Genomic DNA, 17,145 nt, shown 5'->3' with positions numbered 1-17,145 from the left:
CGGTCGCTGCGTTAGCTCATCGGCACCATCACGTGATACGAGACGAGCGCCAGGGCGAGCCATATCGCAATCACCATGCAAATGCCTGCAATGGAACGCGGGCGAGCGACAGCATTCGCGCGGTTGCGCAGGTCCTGCATGACTGGCGGCGGGATAAGCCGCACAGCCAGCGCGATCCCCAGCGGCACGATTATCAGATCGTCGAGATAGCCGAGGATGGGAATGAAGTCCGGGATCAGATCGACCGGCGAGAGCGCATAGGCCGCAATCACGCCGGCGATCACCTTGGCGGCTACCGGGACGCGCGGATCGCGCGCGGCAAGCCATAGCGCCAGAACGTCGCGCTTGATGGTCTTGGCCCAGACCTTGAGTTGGCGGATGATGGACGGCCTTTCCATCGGCTCAAGGTGGCGATGAGCTCAGATGTCTGCAAGCGGGATCAAGGCGGCCGGGAAGGCATGCGCAACGAAAAAGCCCTCCCGGTGATGGGAGGGCCTTGTCATCCTGACCTGTCAGCAGAGAACGGACGCTGCCTTCAGGCGGCCTTGCGCAGTTCCAGCTCCATGCGCTGCCAGATTTCCACCAGCGCCTCGGTCAGTTCGGTCATCATTGCTTCGGTGTGCGACGGGCCGGGCGTGAAGCGCAGGCGTTCGGTGCCTCTTGGGACTGTCGGGAAATTGATCGGCTGCACATAGACGCCATATTCGGCGAGCAGAATGTCGGCGATCTTCTTGGCGCGCACCGGATCACCCACCATGAGCGGAACGATGTGCGTCGTCGATGGCATGACCGGAAGGCCCGCATCGGCAAATGCCTTCTTGAGGAACGCGGCGGAGGCCTGCTGGCCTTCACGTTCGATGCTTGAGGCCTTGAGGTGACGCACGCTGGCGAGAACGCCTGCCACCAGCACGGGCGAAAGCGAAGTCGTGAAGATGAAGCCCGGTGCGTAGGAGCGGATCACATCGATAATCCGCGTGTCGGCGGCGATATAACCACCCATCACGCCGAAGGCCTTGCCAAGCGTACCCTCGATGATGTCGATCCGGTGGGCAGCCTCGTCACGATCGGTAATGCCACCGCCGCGCGGGCCATACATGCCGACTGCGTGAACCTCGTCGATGTAGGTCAGCGCGTTGTACTTTTCTGCAAGGTCGCAGATCGCGTGGATCGGGGCGACGTCGCCATCCATCGAATAAACGGATTCAAAGGCGATCAGCTTGGGCACTGAAGGATCGGTCTCGGCCAACAGCTCTTCGAGATGCTCGACGTCGTTGTGCCGGAACACCTTCTTTTCCGCGCCCGAATTGCGGATGCCCGCGATCATCGAGGCATGGTTGAGCTCGTCCGAGAAGATCACGCAACCCGGCAATATCTTGGCCAGCGTCGACAGCGTGGCATCGTTCGAGACATAGCCGCTGGTGAACAGCAGTGCGCCGTCCTTGCCGTGCAGATCGGCCAGTTCGGCCTCAAGCTCGATATGGTAGTGCGTGTTGCCACCGATGTTGCGCGTACCGCCGGAGCCCGCGCCGACATTGTGCAGCGCTTCTTCCATCGCTTCGATCACCTTGGGGTGCTGGCCCATGGCGAGATAGTCGTTCGAGCACCAGACCGTGATCGGCTTGGGGCCATTGTGACCGGCAAAGCAGCGCGCGTTGGGGTAGGCGCCCTTGTTGCGCAGGATGTCGATGAAAACGCGGTAGCGGCCTTCGGAGTGCAAGCGCTCGATGGCTGAATCGAAAACCTGGTCGTAGTTCACCCCGCCGCTCCTTCCTGCAACAAGGACATGTTTGCCCTTGAGGCCCGATCCCTTGGGCCCATCGGCGAATGGGCGGCTTCTACGCCTGTTGTCTCGGCAATTCCAGCATCATTTAGAGCAACTGTCCGAAAGTCGTAGCTATTTTGCGACCGCAGGTCCGACAGCCGTTCTTGCTCGGACGAAACCATCACGGGCGGCGGTTGCGGCGATCCAGTTAGGATCGTGTGATGGCACGACGATGAGCTTCAAGTCCTTCTTGCGCAGCGCGGCGATGCCCTTGAGCCAGCCAATGACGGCAGGCCTGTCTTCCTTGACCAGCCAATCGGCCAGCAGGCGTGACCGTGGGGTCATCTTCATGATGTTGTCGGCAAGTGACCCGGTGTCCCCAGCAAAGAGGTATTCGCGCCGGTCCGCCGTCTGGACGAAAATCATTTGCGAGGCCGGCGTATGTCCCGGAGTCTGGATGAGCACCACGCCCGGCGCCACTGGCATGATTGGAGGGAAGGGGCGCGGCTGAGGGATAAGGCCCGTGCTCTCCCGCCAATGCGAGGTCATTCCGCGCAGCAGTTCCGGCGAGATCATGGCCTTGCGTGCGATCGTCTCGAACGCCCGATGATCCAGAAACCCGCCGACATGGTCGATGTGCTCATGGGTGAAGAGAATCAGGCTTGCCTGGTCCATCCACTCCCCGACCAGCGCTGCGGCGCGCTTGTCATAATGGCCCATTTTCATGGCCTTGGCGTCAGCCGGCATCAGCCCGCTGTCGATCACGATCCCACCGCCTGGCGTGACAAGGTGCCATGCGATCACACCCGAAGTCACCTGACGAAGCCCAATCCCCGCTGCCAGTGCTCCGCCGGGAATATCCCGCCTCGCGATGACCACATATTCAAGGCCCATGGGCTTCTTGCCCGGCATCGCATTCGCTGCAGCGCGCAACTGGGCAAGGTCGATCCTGCGGATTGGGGCATCGGCAGGGCCAGCGTTGACCATCAGCCAGTAGTAAGCAGCCCCGACAAGCAGCAACATGCCCATTAACGTCTTCGACAATCGGCTCACTTCGTGGCCCCCCACGCCATCCGGATCGGCACCATCCGCCAGTCCGGATCAGAAAACGTCAATTTGCTTCAGGCCATATGTGGACAGGACGGGTGCCAGAAGGTCCACGTCCTTTCCGCCACGGGTGAAAAGCGCGATATCGTCACTCGAGCGCTGCCACGGTTGACCCTCTGTCAGATAGGCTATCCGTCGGGCGATGCCGTCGGAACCATCGATGAAAGACACGCCCGGGCCAAACGCCTCAGTCAACTCGTCGGCAACCAGAGGAAAGTGGGTGCAGGCAAGGACCACCGTGTCGATATCGGCACCGCTCGGCATGGCGCGCAATGCATCTGCCGCTCGGGCATAGACTGCCGGATCGACCTGTTCGCCCCGCAGCTTGGCTTCGGCGGCGGCGACCAATTCGGGAGCGCCGTGCCGCAGCAACCTTTTGTCGGCAGCGAATTCCGTCTCGAGCCGGTCAACATAGGCCTGACGAATCGTTGCCTCGGTCCCGAGCAGGCCGATCACACCGGTCCGGGTCATCGCGGCTGCAGGCTTTATTGCCGGGACGGTGCCGACGATCGGCACTTCCAGCACTTCGCGGACAGAGGCAAGTGCGATCGTCGAAGCCGTGTTGCAGGCGATGCAAACGAGGCGTGGGCGCAGTCGCTCGGTCAGTCGGCCCAGTAGCCCCGAAACCCGTGCGGCGATCTGTGCCTCGCTCTTGGCTCCGTAGGGAAGTCCGGCGTTGTCAGCGACATAAATGACCGGCGCGTCCGGGAGAAGCTGGCGGACCTTTCCGAGCACCGAAAGTCCGCCCACACCTGAATCGAACAGCAGGATGGGGGCCGCAGGATCGATCGAACCGGGTTGACTTGAAACGGGGGCGGCAAAGCTCATGCGCAGGCTTGTATCGGGATTGGCTGCAAAATGGAAACTCGCCTCTTTCGCTTTTGCATAAGGATTGGGTATGAGCAGCGCCGTGAATACGTTTCTTCCCCTTGTTGTCGGCTATCTGCTGGGCTCGGTCCCCTTCGGCCTCATCCTCACCCGCCTCACCGGCGCAGGCGATCTGCGCTCAATCGGCTCGGGCAATATCGGCGCGACCAACGTGTTGCGGACGGGCAGGAAAGGCCTTGCAGCCGCAACCCTGCTGCTCGACATGGCCAAGGGCCTCGCCGCCGTGCTCATCGCCCGCCACTACTGGCCCGGCAATGAGGCTGTTGCAGCCCTCGCTGTCGTTCTGGGGCATTGTTTCCCGGTCTGGCTCCGGTTCAAGGGCGGGAAGGGCGTGGCAACGCTCATGGGCGTGTCGCTCGGGCTCGCATGGCCGATCGGCCTTGCCTACGCAGTGACCTGGCTAGGGGTGCTGGCTGCAAGCCGCACCTCCTCGCTCGGTGGCATGAGCGCGGCCATCGTGGCGCCGGTCGTCGCGGCGGTGTTCGGGCATTACCCCTATCTTCCCGTTCTGGCGCTGCTCGCGCTGCTGGTGGTATTCCTCCATCGTGAGAATATCGCCCGCCTGCGCGCCGGGACAGAACCGAAAGTCGGCAGCAAGAAGTGAACGCGGGCGCTGCCACGCTTACCCGGGACGAGGCCTTCGCCCGCATTCGCCTGTTGCGATCACCAAATATAGGTCCGGTCAGCTACAATCAGTTGTTGCGCCGGTTCGGCACGGCGAGCAACGCGCTCGAAGCGCTTCCCGATCTCGCGGCACGGGGTGGAGCGCCTTACAGACCCGCCTCGCCTGAACGCATCGAGGCCGAAGTTGCGGCAGTCAGGGCCGCCGGAGCCCGCTACCTGTTCCATGACGGCGCAGATTACCCTGCACTGCTCGCGGCACTTGAAACACCGCCTCCCATCCTCACGGTCCGCGGCGACGCAGGGCTGCTTTCGCGACCTTCGATTGCCATTGTCGGTGCCCGCAACGCCTCGGCCGCTGCGGCAAAGCTGTCGCGCGATTTTGCGACCGCGCTTGCAGGGCATGGTTACGTCGTCATGTCGGGTCTGGCACGGGGCATCGATGCAGCGGCCCATCGCGGAGCGCTCGCCGGAATGGCGCAAGGCGGAGGCACGGTTGGCGTGATCGCCAGCGGGATCGACATCGCCTATCCTCCCGAAAATGCCGCGCTGCAGGAGCAGGTGGCCAACGAAGGCCTGCTTATCGCCGAGATGCCGCCGGGGACCGAGCCGTTGGCGCGCCATTTCCCGCATCGCAACCGCATCATCGCAGGACTCGCCACAGGGACGCTGGTGGTGGAGGCCGCTCCCCGGTCGGGCTCGCTGATTACCGCTCGCCTCGCCGCTGAAGCCGGGCGCGAGGTCATGGCCATTCCCGGTTCTCCGCTCGACAGCCGGTCGCAGGGATGCAACCAGCTGATCCGCGAGGGCGCGATCCTTGTGCAATCTCCGGAAGATGTCATCGAGCTTCTGGTGGGGTTCGAGGGCAAGCCCCGATCGACCTTCCGCGAAACCACATTGGCCTACGCGCCTGATCTTGCAGACCAGCCGGCAGACGTCGGCGAATTGCTGGGACTTGCGCCAATCGCTGTGGACGAACTCATCCGGCAGAGCGGGGCCGCGGCCGGCGCAGTACAGATGGCCTTGCTCGAACTCGAACTGGCGGGCAGGCTCGTGCGACATGCCGGCGGACGCGTATCGCTGGCTGGCTAGACGAATCGGGGGAATTTGATGATCGGGCAGAACAAGGTCAGCGTGGGTTCGCTGTTTTCAGGCATCACAGACCTCGCGATTGGCCACGCCCGCATCTGGGTGGTCGCCGCAGGGTTCATTGCCACCTTCACGACCGTGCTTGACGTTGTGATGGGCAGTGGCGCTGGGGCACCCGTGGCATCGCTGCTGGCTGCAATCGTGAACTTCTTCGTCACCTACCATGTCACCGAGGCCATCCTGCGCGGCGAATCGCTGATGGTTACCCCCAGCCGCTCCTACGGCTCGCTGTTCGGCGCATCGATCCTCACCGCGCTCGGCGTGGGCCTGGCCTTCGTCCTGTTGATCGTGCCGGGCCTATATCTGATGGCCCGGTGGTCGATGGTTTCGCCGCTGATCGTTGCCGAAGGACGTTCGGCATCTGATGCACTGTCGATGAGTTGGGAGCGTACGCGCGATAGCGCCTGGGCGATCGCCGTCGTCTACATCGCCTATATCGTGGCTTTCGCGGTGATCGTCGCCTTCGCGGCAGGCTCAGGCGTGCTGGAAGCGGTGGATGGCGAAGCGGCATCGGCACCGCTCACCATCCCCACGCAAGCAGTTATCAACCTGGCGTCGAGCGCGCTGGGCATGCTCGGCGTGCTGATCGGCGTGGCAGTCTATCGCGCGCTGACCGGCAACGGCGCGCAGTACGACGATGTGTTTGCCTGAAGTCCAAGGGCGGTTGTCCGGACGAGCGGACCAACTAAGTCGCTTGACGAACCTGCTTTGGGGCCGCCACCCTCGCGTACACGTACACGTAAGGACTGCCTTTCCAGATCATGCAGCTTGTCATCGTAGAATCCCCCGCCAAAGCGAAGACCATCGAGAAGTACCTGGGCCCCGGCTACAAGGTCCTCGCCTCCTATGGCCACATCCGCGATCTTCCGGTGAAGGACGGCTCTGTCCGCCCGGACGAGGACTTCGCGATGGACTGGGAACTTTACGGCGACAAGGCGTCGCGCGTGAAGGCGATCACCGATGCGGCCAAGGGCGCAGACCGACTGATCCTCGCAACCGACCCTGATCGCGAAGGGGAGGCAATTTCTTGGCATGTCAGGGAGTTGCTCAAGAAACGTAAGGTGCTTCCTAAGGAAGTCGAACGCGTAACCTTCAACGCAATCACCAAACAGACGGTGACGGACGCGATGAAGCGCCCGCGCGAACTCGACCAGGATCTGATCGACGCTTATCTCGCCCGCCGCGCACTTGATTACCTGTTCGGCTTTACGCTCTCGCCGGTCCTTTGGCGCAAGCTGCCGGGTGCAAAATCTGCCGGACGTGTCCAGTCGGTCGCGCTGCGCCTGATCGTCGAGCGCGAGCGTGAGATCGAAGGATTCCGCTCGCAGGAATACTGGTCGGTTATCGCTCGTCTCGAGCAGACTGGAACGGAATTTGCCGCGCGCCTCGTGCGTTTCGATGGCCAGAAGCTCGACAAGCTGACGCTGGGCGATGAAGGCGCCGCCATGAAGGCCAAAGCGGTTGTCGAGGCTGCCACGTTCCGGGTTGAGGAGGTCGAGACAAAGCCGACCCGTCGCAATCCCTATCCACCGTTCACCACCTCGACCTTGCAGCAGGAGGCCGCCCGCAAACTGGGTTTCTCGGCGAGCCACACGATGCGTGTCGCCCAGACGCTCTATGAGGCGGGTGCGATCACTTACATGCGTACCGACGGTGTACAGATGGACCCAAGCGCCATCTCGGCTGCGCGCAAGGCGATTTCCGATCGCTATGATGGGCATTACCTTCCCGAAAAACCCCGTCATTACGAGACGAAAGCCAAGAATGCTCAGGAAGCACACGAGGCCATTCGTCCGACCGACTTCTCGAAAGACCGCTATGGTTCGGGCGACGAGGCGCGGCTTTACGACCTCGTCTACAAGCGCGCCATGGCCAGCCAGATGGCCTCGGCCAGCATCGAGCGCACCAGCGTCACGCTGCGCGATGGCACCGGCAAGCACGAGCTGCGCGCGACCGGCCAGGTCGTGAAGTTCCCCGGCTTCCTTGCCGTCTACGAAGAAGGCCGCGACCAGAAGGCAGAAGGCGATGACGAGGAAAGCGGCCTGCTTCCCGCCATGGCAAAGGGCGATACGCCTGCCAAGCGCGGCGTCGATGCCACGCAGCATTTCACCCAGCCGCCGCCGCGCTATTCCGAAGCCAGCCTCGTCAAGCGGCTCGAGGAACTGGGAATCGGACGCCCCTCGACTTATGCAGCGACCTTGCAGGTCCTGAAGGATCGAAATTACGTCAGAACCGAGAAAAATCGATTCTTCGCAGAGGAATCCGGTCGTCTTTTGACAGCATTTCTCGAGCGCTTCTTCCCGCGCTACGTGGCCTACGAATTCACCGCAGGGATGGAAGACGAACTCGACAACGTCTCGGGCGGTCGGGCCGAATGGAAGATCGTGCTTGCCGATTTCTGGCGCGATTTCAAGCCAAAGTCCGACGAGGTGATGGAGAAGAAGCCAAGCGAGGTGACCGCCGAGCTTGACGAGTTTCTCTCGGACTATCTGTTTCCGCCCCGCGAGGACGGGACCGATCCCCGCGTATGCCCGAAGTGCGAGGCCGGACGCCTATCGCTTCGCGGCGGGCGCTACGGCGCTTTCGTCGCCTGCTCGAATTACCCCGAGTGCAAGTACACCCGCAAGTTTGCCCAGCCGGGCGGGGCGGGTGAGGGCGCCGAGGGTGAGGACGGCGCACTGGGCAAGGACCCGGTGACGGGTCTCGACGTGTCTCGCAAGACCGGCCGTTTCGGCCCTTACGTTCAGTTGGGTGATGGCAAGGAGGCCAAGCGCGCCTCTATCCCCAAGGACATCGGCGAGCTTGATCTGGAGTGGGCGCTGAAGCTGCTCGGACTCCCGCGCGAGGTTGGCCAGCATCCCGAGACCGGCAATCCCATCACCGCCAGCATCGGTCGTTATGGTCCCTACCTGGCGCATGACGGCAAATATGCCCGCCTCAAAAGCACTGCCGAAGTCTTCGAAACCGGCATGAACGCCGCCGTCATGTTGCTCGCAGCCGCCGCAGCGGGGGCCGGGGGCAGGGGCAATCGCGCCGCTGCAGAACCGCTCAACACCTTCGGCCCCCACCCGACTTCGGGTGGCGAGATGAAGCTCATGGCGGGCCGTTATGGTCCCTATGTAACGGACGGAACGACCAACGCCACCTTGCCCAAGGACAAGCAGCCCGAAACTCTGACGCTGGAGGAAGCGATCGCCCTGATCGACGAACGCGCAGCCAAGGGCCCGGCGAAAGGCAAGAAGGGCGCGAAGAAAGCGCCCGCGAAGAAGGCAACTGCGAAGAAACCTGCTGCCAAGAAGGCAGACGCCAAACCTGCAACGGCCAAAAAGGCCCCAGCCAAGAAACCGTCCGCCGCCAAGACCGCCAAAGCGGCTTCGGCATGAAATGATGTGATCGCGTGCTGACGACGGCTCCCGGTCTGATCGGGCAGGGAGCCCGTCTCGGTACAGGGCTGCGTCGGTCTGGTACGCGCCCGATCAGGTTAATCTGGCGTCATTTCGTCAATAGTATTGCCAGAGCCTCTGCCGCAGCACGGTGGCCTGCCTGATTGGGGTGGACGGGAATGCCGTCCCCCTGCGGCGCCGTCAGCCCGTTGCTCCACGGCATGGCCGAACATGGTGCGTGGGTCTTCGACAGGCGCGAGAACTTCAGCACTTCGGCACGCTCATCGCGCGCAACCTTGGCGGTCATCCTGGCGAGGCGCTTGGCTACGCCTCGGCTGTAGGCCATCCGCTCGGGCGTGATCGGCACGGCCTCGCACGTCCCTTTTGGCGGCAATACTGTGATGTAATCGACCAGCACGATTCTTGAGTCAGGTGCACGCTTGCGCACCTCGCGCACGATGGTGCGCATGCGCTGCTCGTCATCGCGCCATTCCTGCTCGCTCACTGCGCGCCATGGCTGGCAGCGCGGCTCTGGCACTGTCATCCCCTCGCAGGCGGCTGCGAAGATGTTGCCGACAAAGGCCACGTCGTTGCCGCCGATGGTGATCGTGACCAGCCGCGTCGTGGCATCCACGCTGTCCAATTGCGGCGGCAGTTCCTTCCATGGCCCCAGCACATGTTCCGTGGTGGCGCCACTGCAGGTCGCGTCGACAAGGTCGAGCTTCAGCTTCTGCGCCAGAAGATTGGGGTAGTTCAGTGTGCCCCGGCCGCAGCGTGGCGGCGTTCCGGGCGTAACCGGACCGACGCCCGGCCCGGCGGCAAACGAACTGCCCATGGCCACGTAGCGCGCGCCTTCGGCCAGGCCGGCGGGCTTTGCCAGGGCGGATGGCCCCGCAAGTGCCCCCGCGAAGGCCAGCAAGGCCCAGAACGGCTTCACTTGACCCATTCGAGCCCAATTTCCTCGTAGATTTCCTTGGCGTCAGCCCACCGCTCGTCCACTTTCACGTGCAGAAACAGATGGACCTTGGTCTCGAGCAGAGTCGAAAGCTCCTTGCGCGATGCCTCGCCGATCGACTTGATCTTCGAACCGCCCTTGCCAAGCACGATGGCGCGCTGCGTTTCGCGCGTGATCACGATCTGCTGGTGAATCTCGATCGATCCATCCTTGCGGTGAAGGTACTTTTCCGGGCGAACGGTGCTGTCGTAAGGCAGCTCGTCATGAAGCTGGCGGTACAATTGCTCGCGTGTGATTTCCGCAGCCATCAGGCGCTCGCTGGCATCGGAGACCTGATCCTCGGGATAATGCCAGGCGGTCTCGGGCATCAGCGCGGCAAGGCGTTGCTTCAATTCAGGCACGCCATCGCCGGTCAGCGCCGAAATGAAGAATACTTCGTCGAAGGCTGCATCGGCCGAGAGTTCCTCGGCCATAATCAGCAGCGGTTCCTTGGCGGTGGAATCGACTTTATTAAGCACCAGGATCTTGCGCTCTGGCCTGCCTTTTAGGCTTTCAAGGATAGGTTCGAGGTAATCGCGCTTCTTCTTGCGCGCATCGACCACCAGCAGGATCGCGTCAGCTTCCTGCGCACCGTCCCAAGCGGCACTGACCATCGCCCGGTCCAGCCTGCGCTTGGGTTCGAACAGGCCGGGCGTGTCCGCCAGTATGATCTGGGCCTCACCCTCCAGCGCGATGCCCATCAGGCGCGCGCGCGTGGTCTGCGCCTTGGCCGAAACGATTGCCACCTTCTGCCCCACGAGCGAATTGACGAGGGTGGATTTTCCGGCGTTCGGCGCGCCAAGCACGGCCACGAGGCCACATTTTTCGGTCATCTGTGAAAATCTCTGTCAGTGTATCGGGGGAGTATAGGCCAATCGGCCTTCAGGCATAAGCCTGCATGAATGCCAGGGCAGCAGCGGTCTCCGCTTCCTGCTTGCTCGATCCGCGCGCGCTTGCCTCGCCCACGCCCTTGACCTCGACCGAAACGGTGAAGGTTGCGGCGTGATCGGGACCTTCGCGAGTGACCATGGTGTAGACCGGCGGCTTGCGGCGGTTGCCGGCCGCCCATTCCTGCAGCGCCGCCTTGGGGTGCTTGCGCTGGCCGGTGCCCGAAACCATGGGCTTTTCCCAGACCTTGCGCACGAAATCGCGTGCGGCTTCGAAGCCGCGTTCGACGAAAAGCGCCCCGATCAGCGCTTCCATCACGTCGCCCAGGATGTTGTCGCTTTGCGCGCCGCCATCGTCACGCGCCTGCTTTCCGAGGCGGATGTGGAGAGGCAGTGCAATTGCGCGCGCCACGTCGGCGCAGGTCTCGCGGCTGACCAGCGCGTTGAGCCGTTGCGAGAGCTTGCCCTCGGCAGCGTCGCTCTTTTCGTGCAGCCATTCGGCGATCACGAGCCCAAGCACCCGGTCGCCAAGGAATTCCAGGCGCTGGTAATCGCGCTTTTCGCCCATAGAGCCATGCGTGAGCGCCTCGGCCCAAAGGTCCGCGCGGGCAGGGGGCGCGCCGGTCAACTCCGCGACATAGGCGGAGGCCTGTGCGGCCAACGTGCTCAGAACGTGCCTCCGATCCGGTTCCAGCGTGCGGCGGTGAACCAGGTCCACGGCAGGAACCAGTTCGCGCTGCCATCGGTAGACCACATCATCACGGTTGCGCGGCCGACGAGGTTCTCCTGCGGGACCAGGCCGATCCCGGCGCCTTCCATGGCAGGGAACCGGCTGTCCATCGAGTTGTCGCGGTTGTCGCCCATCAGGAACATCTGGCCTTCGGGCACGACTACCGGCGGGGTGTCGTCCTGCGGGCGATAGCCGAGGTCGAGCACGTTGTAGGTTTTGCCTTCAGGCAGCGTCTCGCGATACTGCGGGTAATGGCAGGTCGCCTTGCCGTCCTTCTCGGTCGCCTCGAATTCCGGCGAGAGGCAATCAGTGTTGGGCGTGACGGCGATGACAAAGTCTGCAACGCGCTGTTTTGGCACCGGCTTGCCGTTGAGGTGCAGCGTCCCGCCGATCATCTGGACGGTATCGCCCGGCAGACCGATCACGCGCTTGATATAGTCGACATCGTTGCCGGGAGGCGCCTTGAAGATCACCACATCGCCGCGCGTTGGCTGATTTGCCAGAATCCGACCGGGGATCAACGGCGCGCTGAACGGCAGCGAATATTTGCTGTAGCCGAAGGGCCATTTGGCGGCGAGCAGGTAGTCGCCGTTCTCCAGCCGAGGCAGCATCGATTCCGAAGGAATGTTGAACGGCGCAAAGATGAAGCTGCGGAAGATTGCCACGACCAGCACGAGCTTGATCAGGAAGACGGGAAAACTGTCCTCCTTCTTCTCCGGTTTTGCCGGCGTAGGGTGGGCCGAGGCCGACTGAGCGGGCGTGGGCGAGGCTTCGGGCGTGTCGTTCATCGTCGCGGTCATGTTGCCACAGGTGCCCTTCGTCAAGTGTGTTGTTTTAATAATACAGTCCCGAAATACGTCTGCGAAGCTTGCCGGCAGGTGAACAGCGGCTTGGCGCGAAGCCAAGCAGCGGGCATAGGTCGGTCTCGCAGTTGCGAAACGAAAGAGGATTGCCATGACCGTAGCCGAAGCGGAAACTTATTGGACGGCGCTCGATGGCCTGCCCCGGCCAACGCTCAAGAGCCTGTTTGAAGATCCCTCGCGGCTCGATACCTTTGCGACCACGCTCGATCTTCCGGGCGGCGCCATCCGGTTTGACTGGTCAAAGACTCACCTGTCGATGGAAGTCATGGCGATGTTCGGCGCAATTGCCGCAGCGATGGACGTCGAAGGCCGTCGCGCCGCCTTGATCAATGGCGAGAAGATCAACAATACCGAAGGCCGCGCCGCTGAACACACCGCCGAGCGCGGCATTGGCAAGGATGCCAGCGTCGAGGAGGCCGAAGCCCTTCACGCGCGCATGCGCATGCTCGTCGATGCCATCCATGACGGCGCGCTCGGCGAAGTGAAGAGCCTGATCCACATCGGCATTGGCGGTTCGGCCTTGGGCCCGGCGCTGGCGATCGACGCGCTGACGCGCGATGGCGCCAAGGTTGCGGTTCATGTCGTCTCGAACATCGATGGCTGCGCGCTCGAGGCGGCAATGAACGCTTGCGACCCGCAGAGCACGATCATCGCGCTTGCGTCCAAGACATTCACCACCACCGAAACCATGACAAACGCCGCCTCGGCGCTGGAATGGCTGAGCGAGAACGGCGTTGCCGATCCTTATGGCCGCGTCATCGCCCTTACCGCCGCACCTGAAAAGGCCGTCGAATGGGGCGTCGATGAAACCCGCGTTCTGCCGTTCTCCGAAACGGTCGGCGGACGCTATTCGCTATGGTCCTCGATCGGCTTCCCGGTCGCCATCGCCCTTGGCTGGGAAGGCTTTGCCGAATTCCTCGACGGTGCCGCCGCGATCGACCGTCATTTCGTCGATACTGACCTTGCCGAAAACGTCGTCGCGCGCGCGGCCTTCGCCGATCTCTACTATGCGCAAGTGCGCGGTTGCCAGACCCGCGCGGTCTTCGCCTATGACGAACGGCTCGCTTTGCTGCCCGACTATCTCCAGCAGCTCGAAATGGAATCGAACGGGAAGCGCGTGCTGGCAGATGGCACGCCGCTCACCCGGCCGAGCGCGCCGGTGACTTGGGGCGGGGTCGGCACCGATGCCCAGCATGCCGTGTTCCAGCTGCTCCACCAGGGTACGCACCTGATCCCGGTCGATTTCCTCGCGGTCAAGGCGCAGGGACATGATCTCGATCCGGTGCATCACCAGATCCTGCTGTCGAACTGCTTTGCGCAGGGTGCGGCGCTGATGGCAGGCAAGGCTTCGGGTGCCGGTGATCCGCTAGGGGGCGCACGCGCCTATCCCGGCGATCGCCCTTCCGCCACGATCCTTTGTGACGAACTGAACCCGGCAACGCTCGGTGCGCTGATCGCGTTTCACGAACATCGCACGTTCGTCTCGGCTGCGATGCTCGGCATCAACCCGTTCGACCAGTTCGGCGTGGAGCTGGGCAAGGCCATCGCCAAGCAGATCGATGCGGGCGGAGGTGAAGGTTTCGATGCCTCGACCGAGTCCCTGCTCGCGCTCGCCGGAATCGGTGGCTGACGGTTTGGGTCACTAACAATTTGCCCTGAAATGCCTCTGGTCTTGCGCAAGGCCAGAGGCCATATGCGCTCATCGACAAGGAGCGCATGATGGCTGAGCAGGACTTCGACTACGATCTCTTCGTGATTGGCGCAGGTTCGGGCGGTGTCCGCGCCAGCCGCATCGCCGCCAGTCATGGCGCGCGCGTGGCCGTTGCCGAAGAGTATCGGATCGGTGGTACTTGCGTCATTCGCGGCTGCGTTCCCAAGAAGCTGCTCGTCTATGGTTCGCACTTCGCCGAGGAATTGCAGGATGCGGCCAATTATGGCTGGACGGTCGAGAAGATGTCGTTCGACTGGCCGACGTTACGTGACGCTGTCCTGAAGGACGTCGATCGGCTCAACACCGCCTACACGACCACGCTCGAGAACAACAAGGTCGAGCGCTTTCTCGAGCGCGCCACGATCACCGGCCCCAATTCGGTCAAGCTGGCCGAAAGCGGGCGCGAGATCACCGCAAGGTACATCCTTGTCGCCACAGGTGCCTGGCCGCTCATGCCCGAATTCGAAGGCAATGAGCATTGCATTACCTCGAACGAGGTTTTCCATCTCGAAAGCCTGCCCAAGCGCGTGGTTATCTCGGGAGCGGGCTACATCGCGATGGAATTCGCGGGAATTTTCAATGCTCTCGGTTGTCATGTAACGGTCGTCAACCGCAGCGAGACGCTTCTGCGCGGCTATGATGAATCGATGCGCGATCGCTTGCTGCAGATCACCATGGCACGCGGCATCCAGTATCGCTTCAACTGCCCGTTCGAAAAGGTCGAGAAGCAGGAAGACGGCAGCCTCAACGTCTTTCTCGCTGGCCAGCCGGACCCCATCCCCGCCGATGTCGTACTTGTCGCCACCGGCCGCCGCCCCAAGACCGAGGGCCTCGGGCTCGAAAGCGCAGGGATCACGCTTGGCGAACGTGGTGAGATCGTGGTCGACGACACCGGCAAGACATCATGCGAAAGCATCTTTGCTATCGGTGACGTAACGGACCGGGTCCAGCTCACGCCTGTTGCCATCCGCGAAGGTCAGGCCTTTGCCGACCGCGTCTTCGGGGGCAAGGACATCAAGATCAGCTACGATTGCATCCCCAGCGCAGTGTTTTCACAGCCCCCGCTTGCTGGCGTGGGCCTGACCGAGGCGCAGGCGCGCGCTGCTTTCGGTGGCAACATAAAGGTTTATTCGTCCGATTTTCGGCCCATGAAGAACATCTTCGGCCACCGGCCCGAGCGCGGACTCTACAAGATGATCGTCGAAGGCACGTCTGAGAGGGTACTTGGCATTCACATGATCGGCCCGGATTCGCCGGAAATCCTTCAGGCCGCGGCCATCGCGGTGAAGGCCGGGCTGACCAAAGCCGATTTTGACGCAACAGTGGCGCTTCACCCTTCGATGGCCGAAGAGCTTGTGCTGATGCGCTGATTTGCGGCCTGTAACGTGACGAAAAGGGGCAGGGGGATCAGATCCCGGCGTACCACTGGTACCCGGAATGGTCCTCCCAATAGCCGCCCTTGCCGCCGTGAATGCCGGCAAGCGAGGCGACCGCCTCGATCTTCATCACGTATTTGGCCTGCTTGTATCCGAGCTGGCGTTCGACACGCAGCCGGATCGGCGCGCCATGTTCGATGGTAAGCGGAGCGCCGTTCATGGTGTGGGCCAGGATCGTCTGCGGGTGCATCGCCTCGGCCACGTCGATGCTTTCGTAATAGGGCGTTCCTGAGAAATCATCTGCACAATGAAACACAACATACTGTGCATTCGATGAAATTCCTGCGTGCCGCAATAACGGGCCGAGCGGCGTTCCGGTCCACTCTCCGATCGCGCTCCACCCTTCCACGCAGTCATGGCGGGTGATTTGCGTGCGCTGGGGTGCCGATTTCAGCGCTGCCATGCCGATGCTGAGCGGCGTCCGCACCAGGCCGCCGACATCCAGCTTCCAATCGGCAAAGCCATTTTGCATGAGCCTGGCAAATTCAGGAGAACGGGGCATGGCATTACCGTTGACCCGGAAGCGGGGCGAAAGGTCGGCACGCGTGAATTCCGGCGCAAGAGCGTTACGGTCGGTCACTAACTTCTGCCCGCTTAGCGTCGCTTTCTCGCCCAGCGTAAGGACTTTGCGCACTGCAGGTGAGGTGGTGATCCTGTCGCATCCCGCAACGAGCAACCCCGTGGCGCCGATTAGTGCCGACCTGCGTGAAACGAGAGTCATGGTTGCTTCTCCTCACGCGGTGCGGGCAGGCGATACCAGCCGGTAATCATGGAGCGAAGTTCGTTCAGCGGGCCGGCGAGCACCACCATTGCCAAATGGACAAGGATGAACCCGGCAAACCCTGCGGCGCACAGGAAGTGGATCGAACGGGCGGATTGCCGTCCGCCGAAGACATCGAGAAGCCAGGGGAAGGCAGCATTGAGCGTGGGTGACATCGTCATGCCCGTGAGCACCACTAGAGGGATCAGGCAGAAGATCACCGCAAGATAGGCGATCTTCTGCAGTGGATTGTACGATCGCGCCGCTTCGCCCGTGGGGAACCGCAGCCGGGCATGGCTTTTGATGTCATGCCACAGATGCGAAAGCTTGCGCTCCTCGGGCTTGAGCGCAAGATCGCGGTGCAGATGCCTTGACCCGATCGCGTAGATCACGAAAAGCACAATCGATATCACCAGCACCCATGCAAAGAAGAAGTGCCACTGGCGGCCCTCGGCAAGGCTGTAGTAGTTCGGGATCGTGACCAGCGGTGGAAACGCGCGGGTCGATGTTGAGGTCAGGCCCAGGAATCCCGTTGTGGGAATTTCCAGGCCGGCAAGATAGAGATAGCCTTCCTGCCCATGACGGCCGATCACCAGCCAGGGATCGTCGTAGTTCGCCCCGTATGCACCCCAATATAGGCGGGGATGGGCGTTGAAGATCGTCGCACCGCTCATCAACATGACGAAGATCGTCACGGCATTGATCCAGTGCCAGATCCGCACCGGCAACTTCGTGCGATAGACGAGCGGGTCGCTCTTCGCGCTTGGCTCGTCGGGTAACGTTACGGGTGAATCTTCCTCAGTCACGACCGTCTCCCGCCCAATCTGCCAGACCCTGCCATAAATCCGCCGATG

Annotated in this window: 16 protein-coding genes; 6 read left to right on the top strand and 10 right to left on the bottom strand. The window is 62.5% G+C overall.

Features of this window, described 5'->3' with window-relative positions:
• Positions 1 to 11: 11 nt before the first annotated feature.
• The 4 genes from AC2A04_RS02210 to murI form a co-directional block, all read right to left on the bottom strand.
• Positions 12 to 398 (bottom strand): YkvA family protein, encoded by a 387-nt coding sequence (locus tag AC2A04_RS02210; RefSeq protein ID WP_484210678.1) that lies wholly within the window; start codon positions 396 to 398, stop codon positions 12 to 14.
• 137 nt (positions 399 to 535) lie between these two features.
• Complete coding sequence (hemA, locus tag AC2A04_RS02205) at positions 536 to 1,756, bottom strand: 5-aminolevulinate synthase (RefSeq protein WP_484210677.1); 1,221 nt, start codon at positions 1,754 to 1,756, stop codon at positions 536 to 538.
• A gap of 138 nt (positions 1,757 to 1,894) precedes the next feature.
• Positions 1,895 to 2,806, bottom strand: coding sequence for an MBL fold metallo-hydrolase (locus AC2A04_RS02200; protein WP_484210676.1), 912 nt, complete (start codon positions 2,804 to 2,806; stop codon positions 1,895 to 1,897).
• 57 nt (positions 2,807 to 2,863) lie between these two features.
• The gene (gene murI / locus AC2A04_RS02195) at positions 2,864 to 3,697 is read right to left on the bottom strand and encodes a glutamate racemase (RefSeq protein ID WP_484210675.1); all 834 of its coding nucleotides are present in this window, start codon (positions 3,695 to 3,697) and stop codon (positions 2,864 to 2,866) included.
• A gap of 70 nt (positions 3,698 to 3,767) precedes the next feature.
• Between murI and plsY the strand changes: the two genes are divergently transcribed.
• The 4 genes from plsY (at position 3,768) to topA (ending at position 8,910) form a co-directional block, all read left to right on the top strand.
• Positions 3,768 to 4,361 (top strand): glycerol-3-phosphate 1-O-acyltransferase PlsY, encoded by a 594-nt coding sequence (gene plsY, locus AC2A04_RS02190; protein WP_484210674.1) that lies wholly within the window; start codon positions 3,768 to 3,770, stop codon positions 4,359 to 4,361.
• The gene (gene dprA / locus AC2A04_RS02185) at positions 4,358 to 5,470 is read left to right on the top strand and encodes a DNA-processing protein DprA (protein WP_484210673.1); all 1,113 of its coding nucleotides are present in this window, start codon (positions 4,358 to 4,360) and stop codon (positions 5,468 to 5,470) included. The genes plsY and dprA overlap by 4 nt, the downstream gene beginning before the upstream one ends.
• 18 nt (positions 5,471 to 5,488) lie before the next feature.
• Positions 5,489 to 6,178, top strand: a complete 690-nt coding sequence (locus AC2A04_RS02180) for a glycerophosphoryl diester phosphodiesterase membrane domain-containing protein (RefSeq protein WP_484210672.1) — start codon at positions 5,489 to 5,491, stop codon at positions 6,176 to 6,178.
• A 110-nt stretch (positions 6,179 to 6,288) separates the two neighbouring features.
• Entirely contained in the window at positions 6,289 to 8,910 is a 2,622-nt protein-coding gene (gene topA, locus AC2A04_RS02175) for a type I DNA topoisomerase (protein ID WP_484210671.1), read from the top strand.
• Positions 8,911 to 9,019: 109 nt separating this feature from the next.
• Here the strand turns inward: topA and AC2A04_RS02170 are convergent, their stop codons facing one another.
• Genes AC2A04_RS02170 through lepB form a run of 4 tightly spaced genes read right to left on the bottom strand, consistent with a single transcriptional unit; the run spans position 9,020 to position 12,309 of the window.
• Entirely contained in the window at positions 9,020 to 9,856 is an 837-nt protein-coding gene (locus tag AC2A04_RS02170) for an SGNH/GDSL hydrolase family protein (RefSeq protein WP_484210670.1), read from the bottom strand.
• Entirely contained in the window at positions 9,844 to 10,737 is an 894-nt protein-coding gene (gene era / locus AC2A04_RS02165; RefSeq protein WP_484210669.1) for a GTPase Era, read from the bottom strand. Before era ends, AC2A04_RS02170 begins: the two co-directional genes overlap by 13 nt.
• Positions 10,738 to 10,786: 49 nt before the next feature.
• A complete protein-coding gene (gene rnc, locus AC2A04_RS02160) occupies positions 10,787 to 11,485 on the bottom strand; it encodes a ribonuclease III (RefSeq protein WP_484211669.1) in 699 nt (232 codons plus the stop codon).
• Complete coding sequence (gene lepB / locus AC2A04_RS02155) at positions 11,458 to 12,309, bottom strand: signal peptidase I (RefSeq protein ID WP_484210668.1); 852 nt, start codon at positions 12,307 to 12,309, stop codon at positions 11,458 to 11,460. Before lepB ends, rnc begins: the two co-directional genes overlap by 28 nt.
• 166 nt (positions 12,310 to 12,475) lie before the next feature.
• On the opposite strand from lepB, the gene pgi reads away from it, so the two are divergent.
• Together pgi and gorA are read left to right on the top strand one after the other, a co-directional pair.
• Positions 12,476 to 14,014, top strand: a complete 1,539-nt coding sequence (gene pgi, locus AC2A04_RS02150; RefSeq protein ID WP_484210667.1) for a glucose-6-phosphate isomerase — start codon at positions 12,476 to 12,478, stop codon at positions 14,012 to 14,014.
• Between the two features lie 89 nt (positions 14,015 to 14,103).
• The gene (gorA, locus tag AC2A04_RS02145; protein WP_484210666.1) at positions 14,104 to 15,465 is read left to right on the top strand and encodes a glutathione-disulfide reductase; all 1,362 of its coding nucleotides are present in this window, start codon (positions 14,104 to 14,106) and stop codon (positions 15,463 to 15,465) included.
• A gap of 37 nt (positions 15,466 to 15,502) precedes the next feature.
• Here the strand turns inward: gorA and AC2A04_RS02140 are convergent, their stop codons facing one another.
• Positions 15,503 to 16,252 carry a molybdopterin-binding protein gene (locus tag AC2A04_RS02140; RefSeq protein WP_484210665.1) on the bottom strand — a complete coding sequence of 250 codons (750 nt, stop codon included), beginning with the start codon at positions 16,250 to 16,252 and terminating at the stop codon, positions 15,503 to 15,505.
• Positions 16,249 to 17,097 (bottom strand): cytochrome b/b6 domain-containing protein, encoded by an 849-nt coding sequence (locus AC2A04_RS02135; RefSeq protein WP_484210664.1) that lies wholly within the window; start codon positions 17,095 to 17,097, stop codon positions 16,249 to 16,251. Before AC2A04_RS02135 ends, AC2A04_RS02140 begins: the two co-directional genes overlap by 4 nt.
• Between the last annotated feature and the right edge of the window lie 48 nt (positions 17,098 to 17,145).

It is taken from the genome of Novosphingobium sp. HNCC26DJ243, from assembly GCF_057180545.1.
This window is presented reverse-complemented; position numbering and strand designations above follow the sequence as displayed.

What these genes read in the sequence shown, in the direction of transcription:
- era (WP_484210669.1), bottom strand. Translation starts at nt 10,737, where the DNA reads ATGACCGAAAAATGTGGCCTCGTGGCCGTGCTTGGCGCGCCGAACGCC.
- topA (WP_484210671.1), top strand. Translation starts at nt 6,289, where the DNA reads ATGCAGCTTGTCATCGTAGAATCCCCCGCCAAAGCGAAGACCATCGAG.
- AC2A04_RS02210 (WP_484210678.1), bottom strand. Translation starts at nt 398, where the DNA reads ATGGAAAGGCCGTCCATCATCCGCCAACTCAAGGTCTGGGCCAAGACC.
- plsY (WP_484210674.1), top strand. Translation starts at nt 3,768, where the DNA reads ATGAGCAGCGCCGTGAATACGTTTCTTCCCCTTGTTGTCGGCTATCTG.
- murI (WP_484210675.1), bottom strand. Translation starts at nt 3,697, where the DNA reads ATGAGCTTTGCCGCCCCCGTTTCAAGTCAACCCGGTTCGATCGATCCT.
- gorA (WP_484210666.1), top strand. Translation starts at nt 14,104, where the DNA reads ATGGCTGAGCAGGACTTCGACTACGATCTCTTCGTGATTGGCGCAGGT.
- lepB (WP_484210668.1), bottom strand. Translation starts at nt 12,309, where the DNA reads ATGAACGACACGCCCGAAGCCTCGCCCACGCCCGCTCAGTCGGCCTCG.
- AC2A04_RS02140 (WP_484210665.1), bottom strand. Translation starts at nt 16,252, where the DNA reads ATGACTCTCGTTTCACGCAGGTCGGCACTAATCGGCGCCACGGGGTTG.
- AC2A04_RS02180 (WP_484210672.1), top strand. Translation starts at nt 5,489, where the DNA reads ATGATCGGGCAGAACAAGGTCAGCGTGGGTTCGCTGTTTTCAGGCATC.
- pgi (WP_484210667.1), top strand. Translation starts at nt 12,476, where the DNA reads ATGACCGTAGCCGAAGCGGAAACTTATTGGACGGCGCTCGATGGCCTG.
- AC2A04_RS02170 (WP_484210670.1), bottom strand. Translation starts at nt 9,856, where the DNA reads ATGGGTCAAGTGAAGCCGTTCTGGGCCTTGCTGGCCTTCGCGGGGGCA.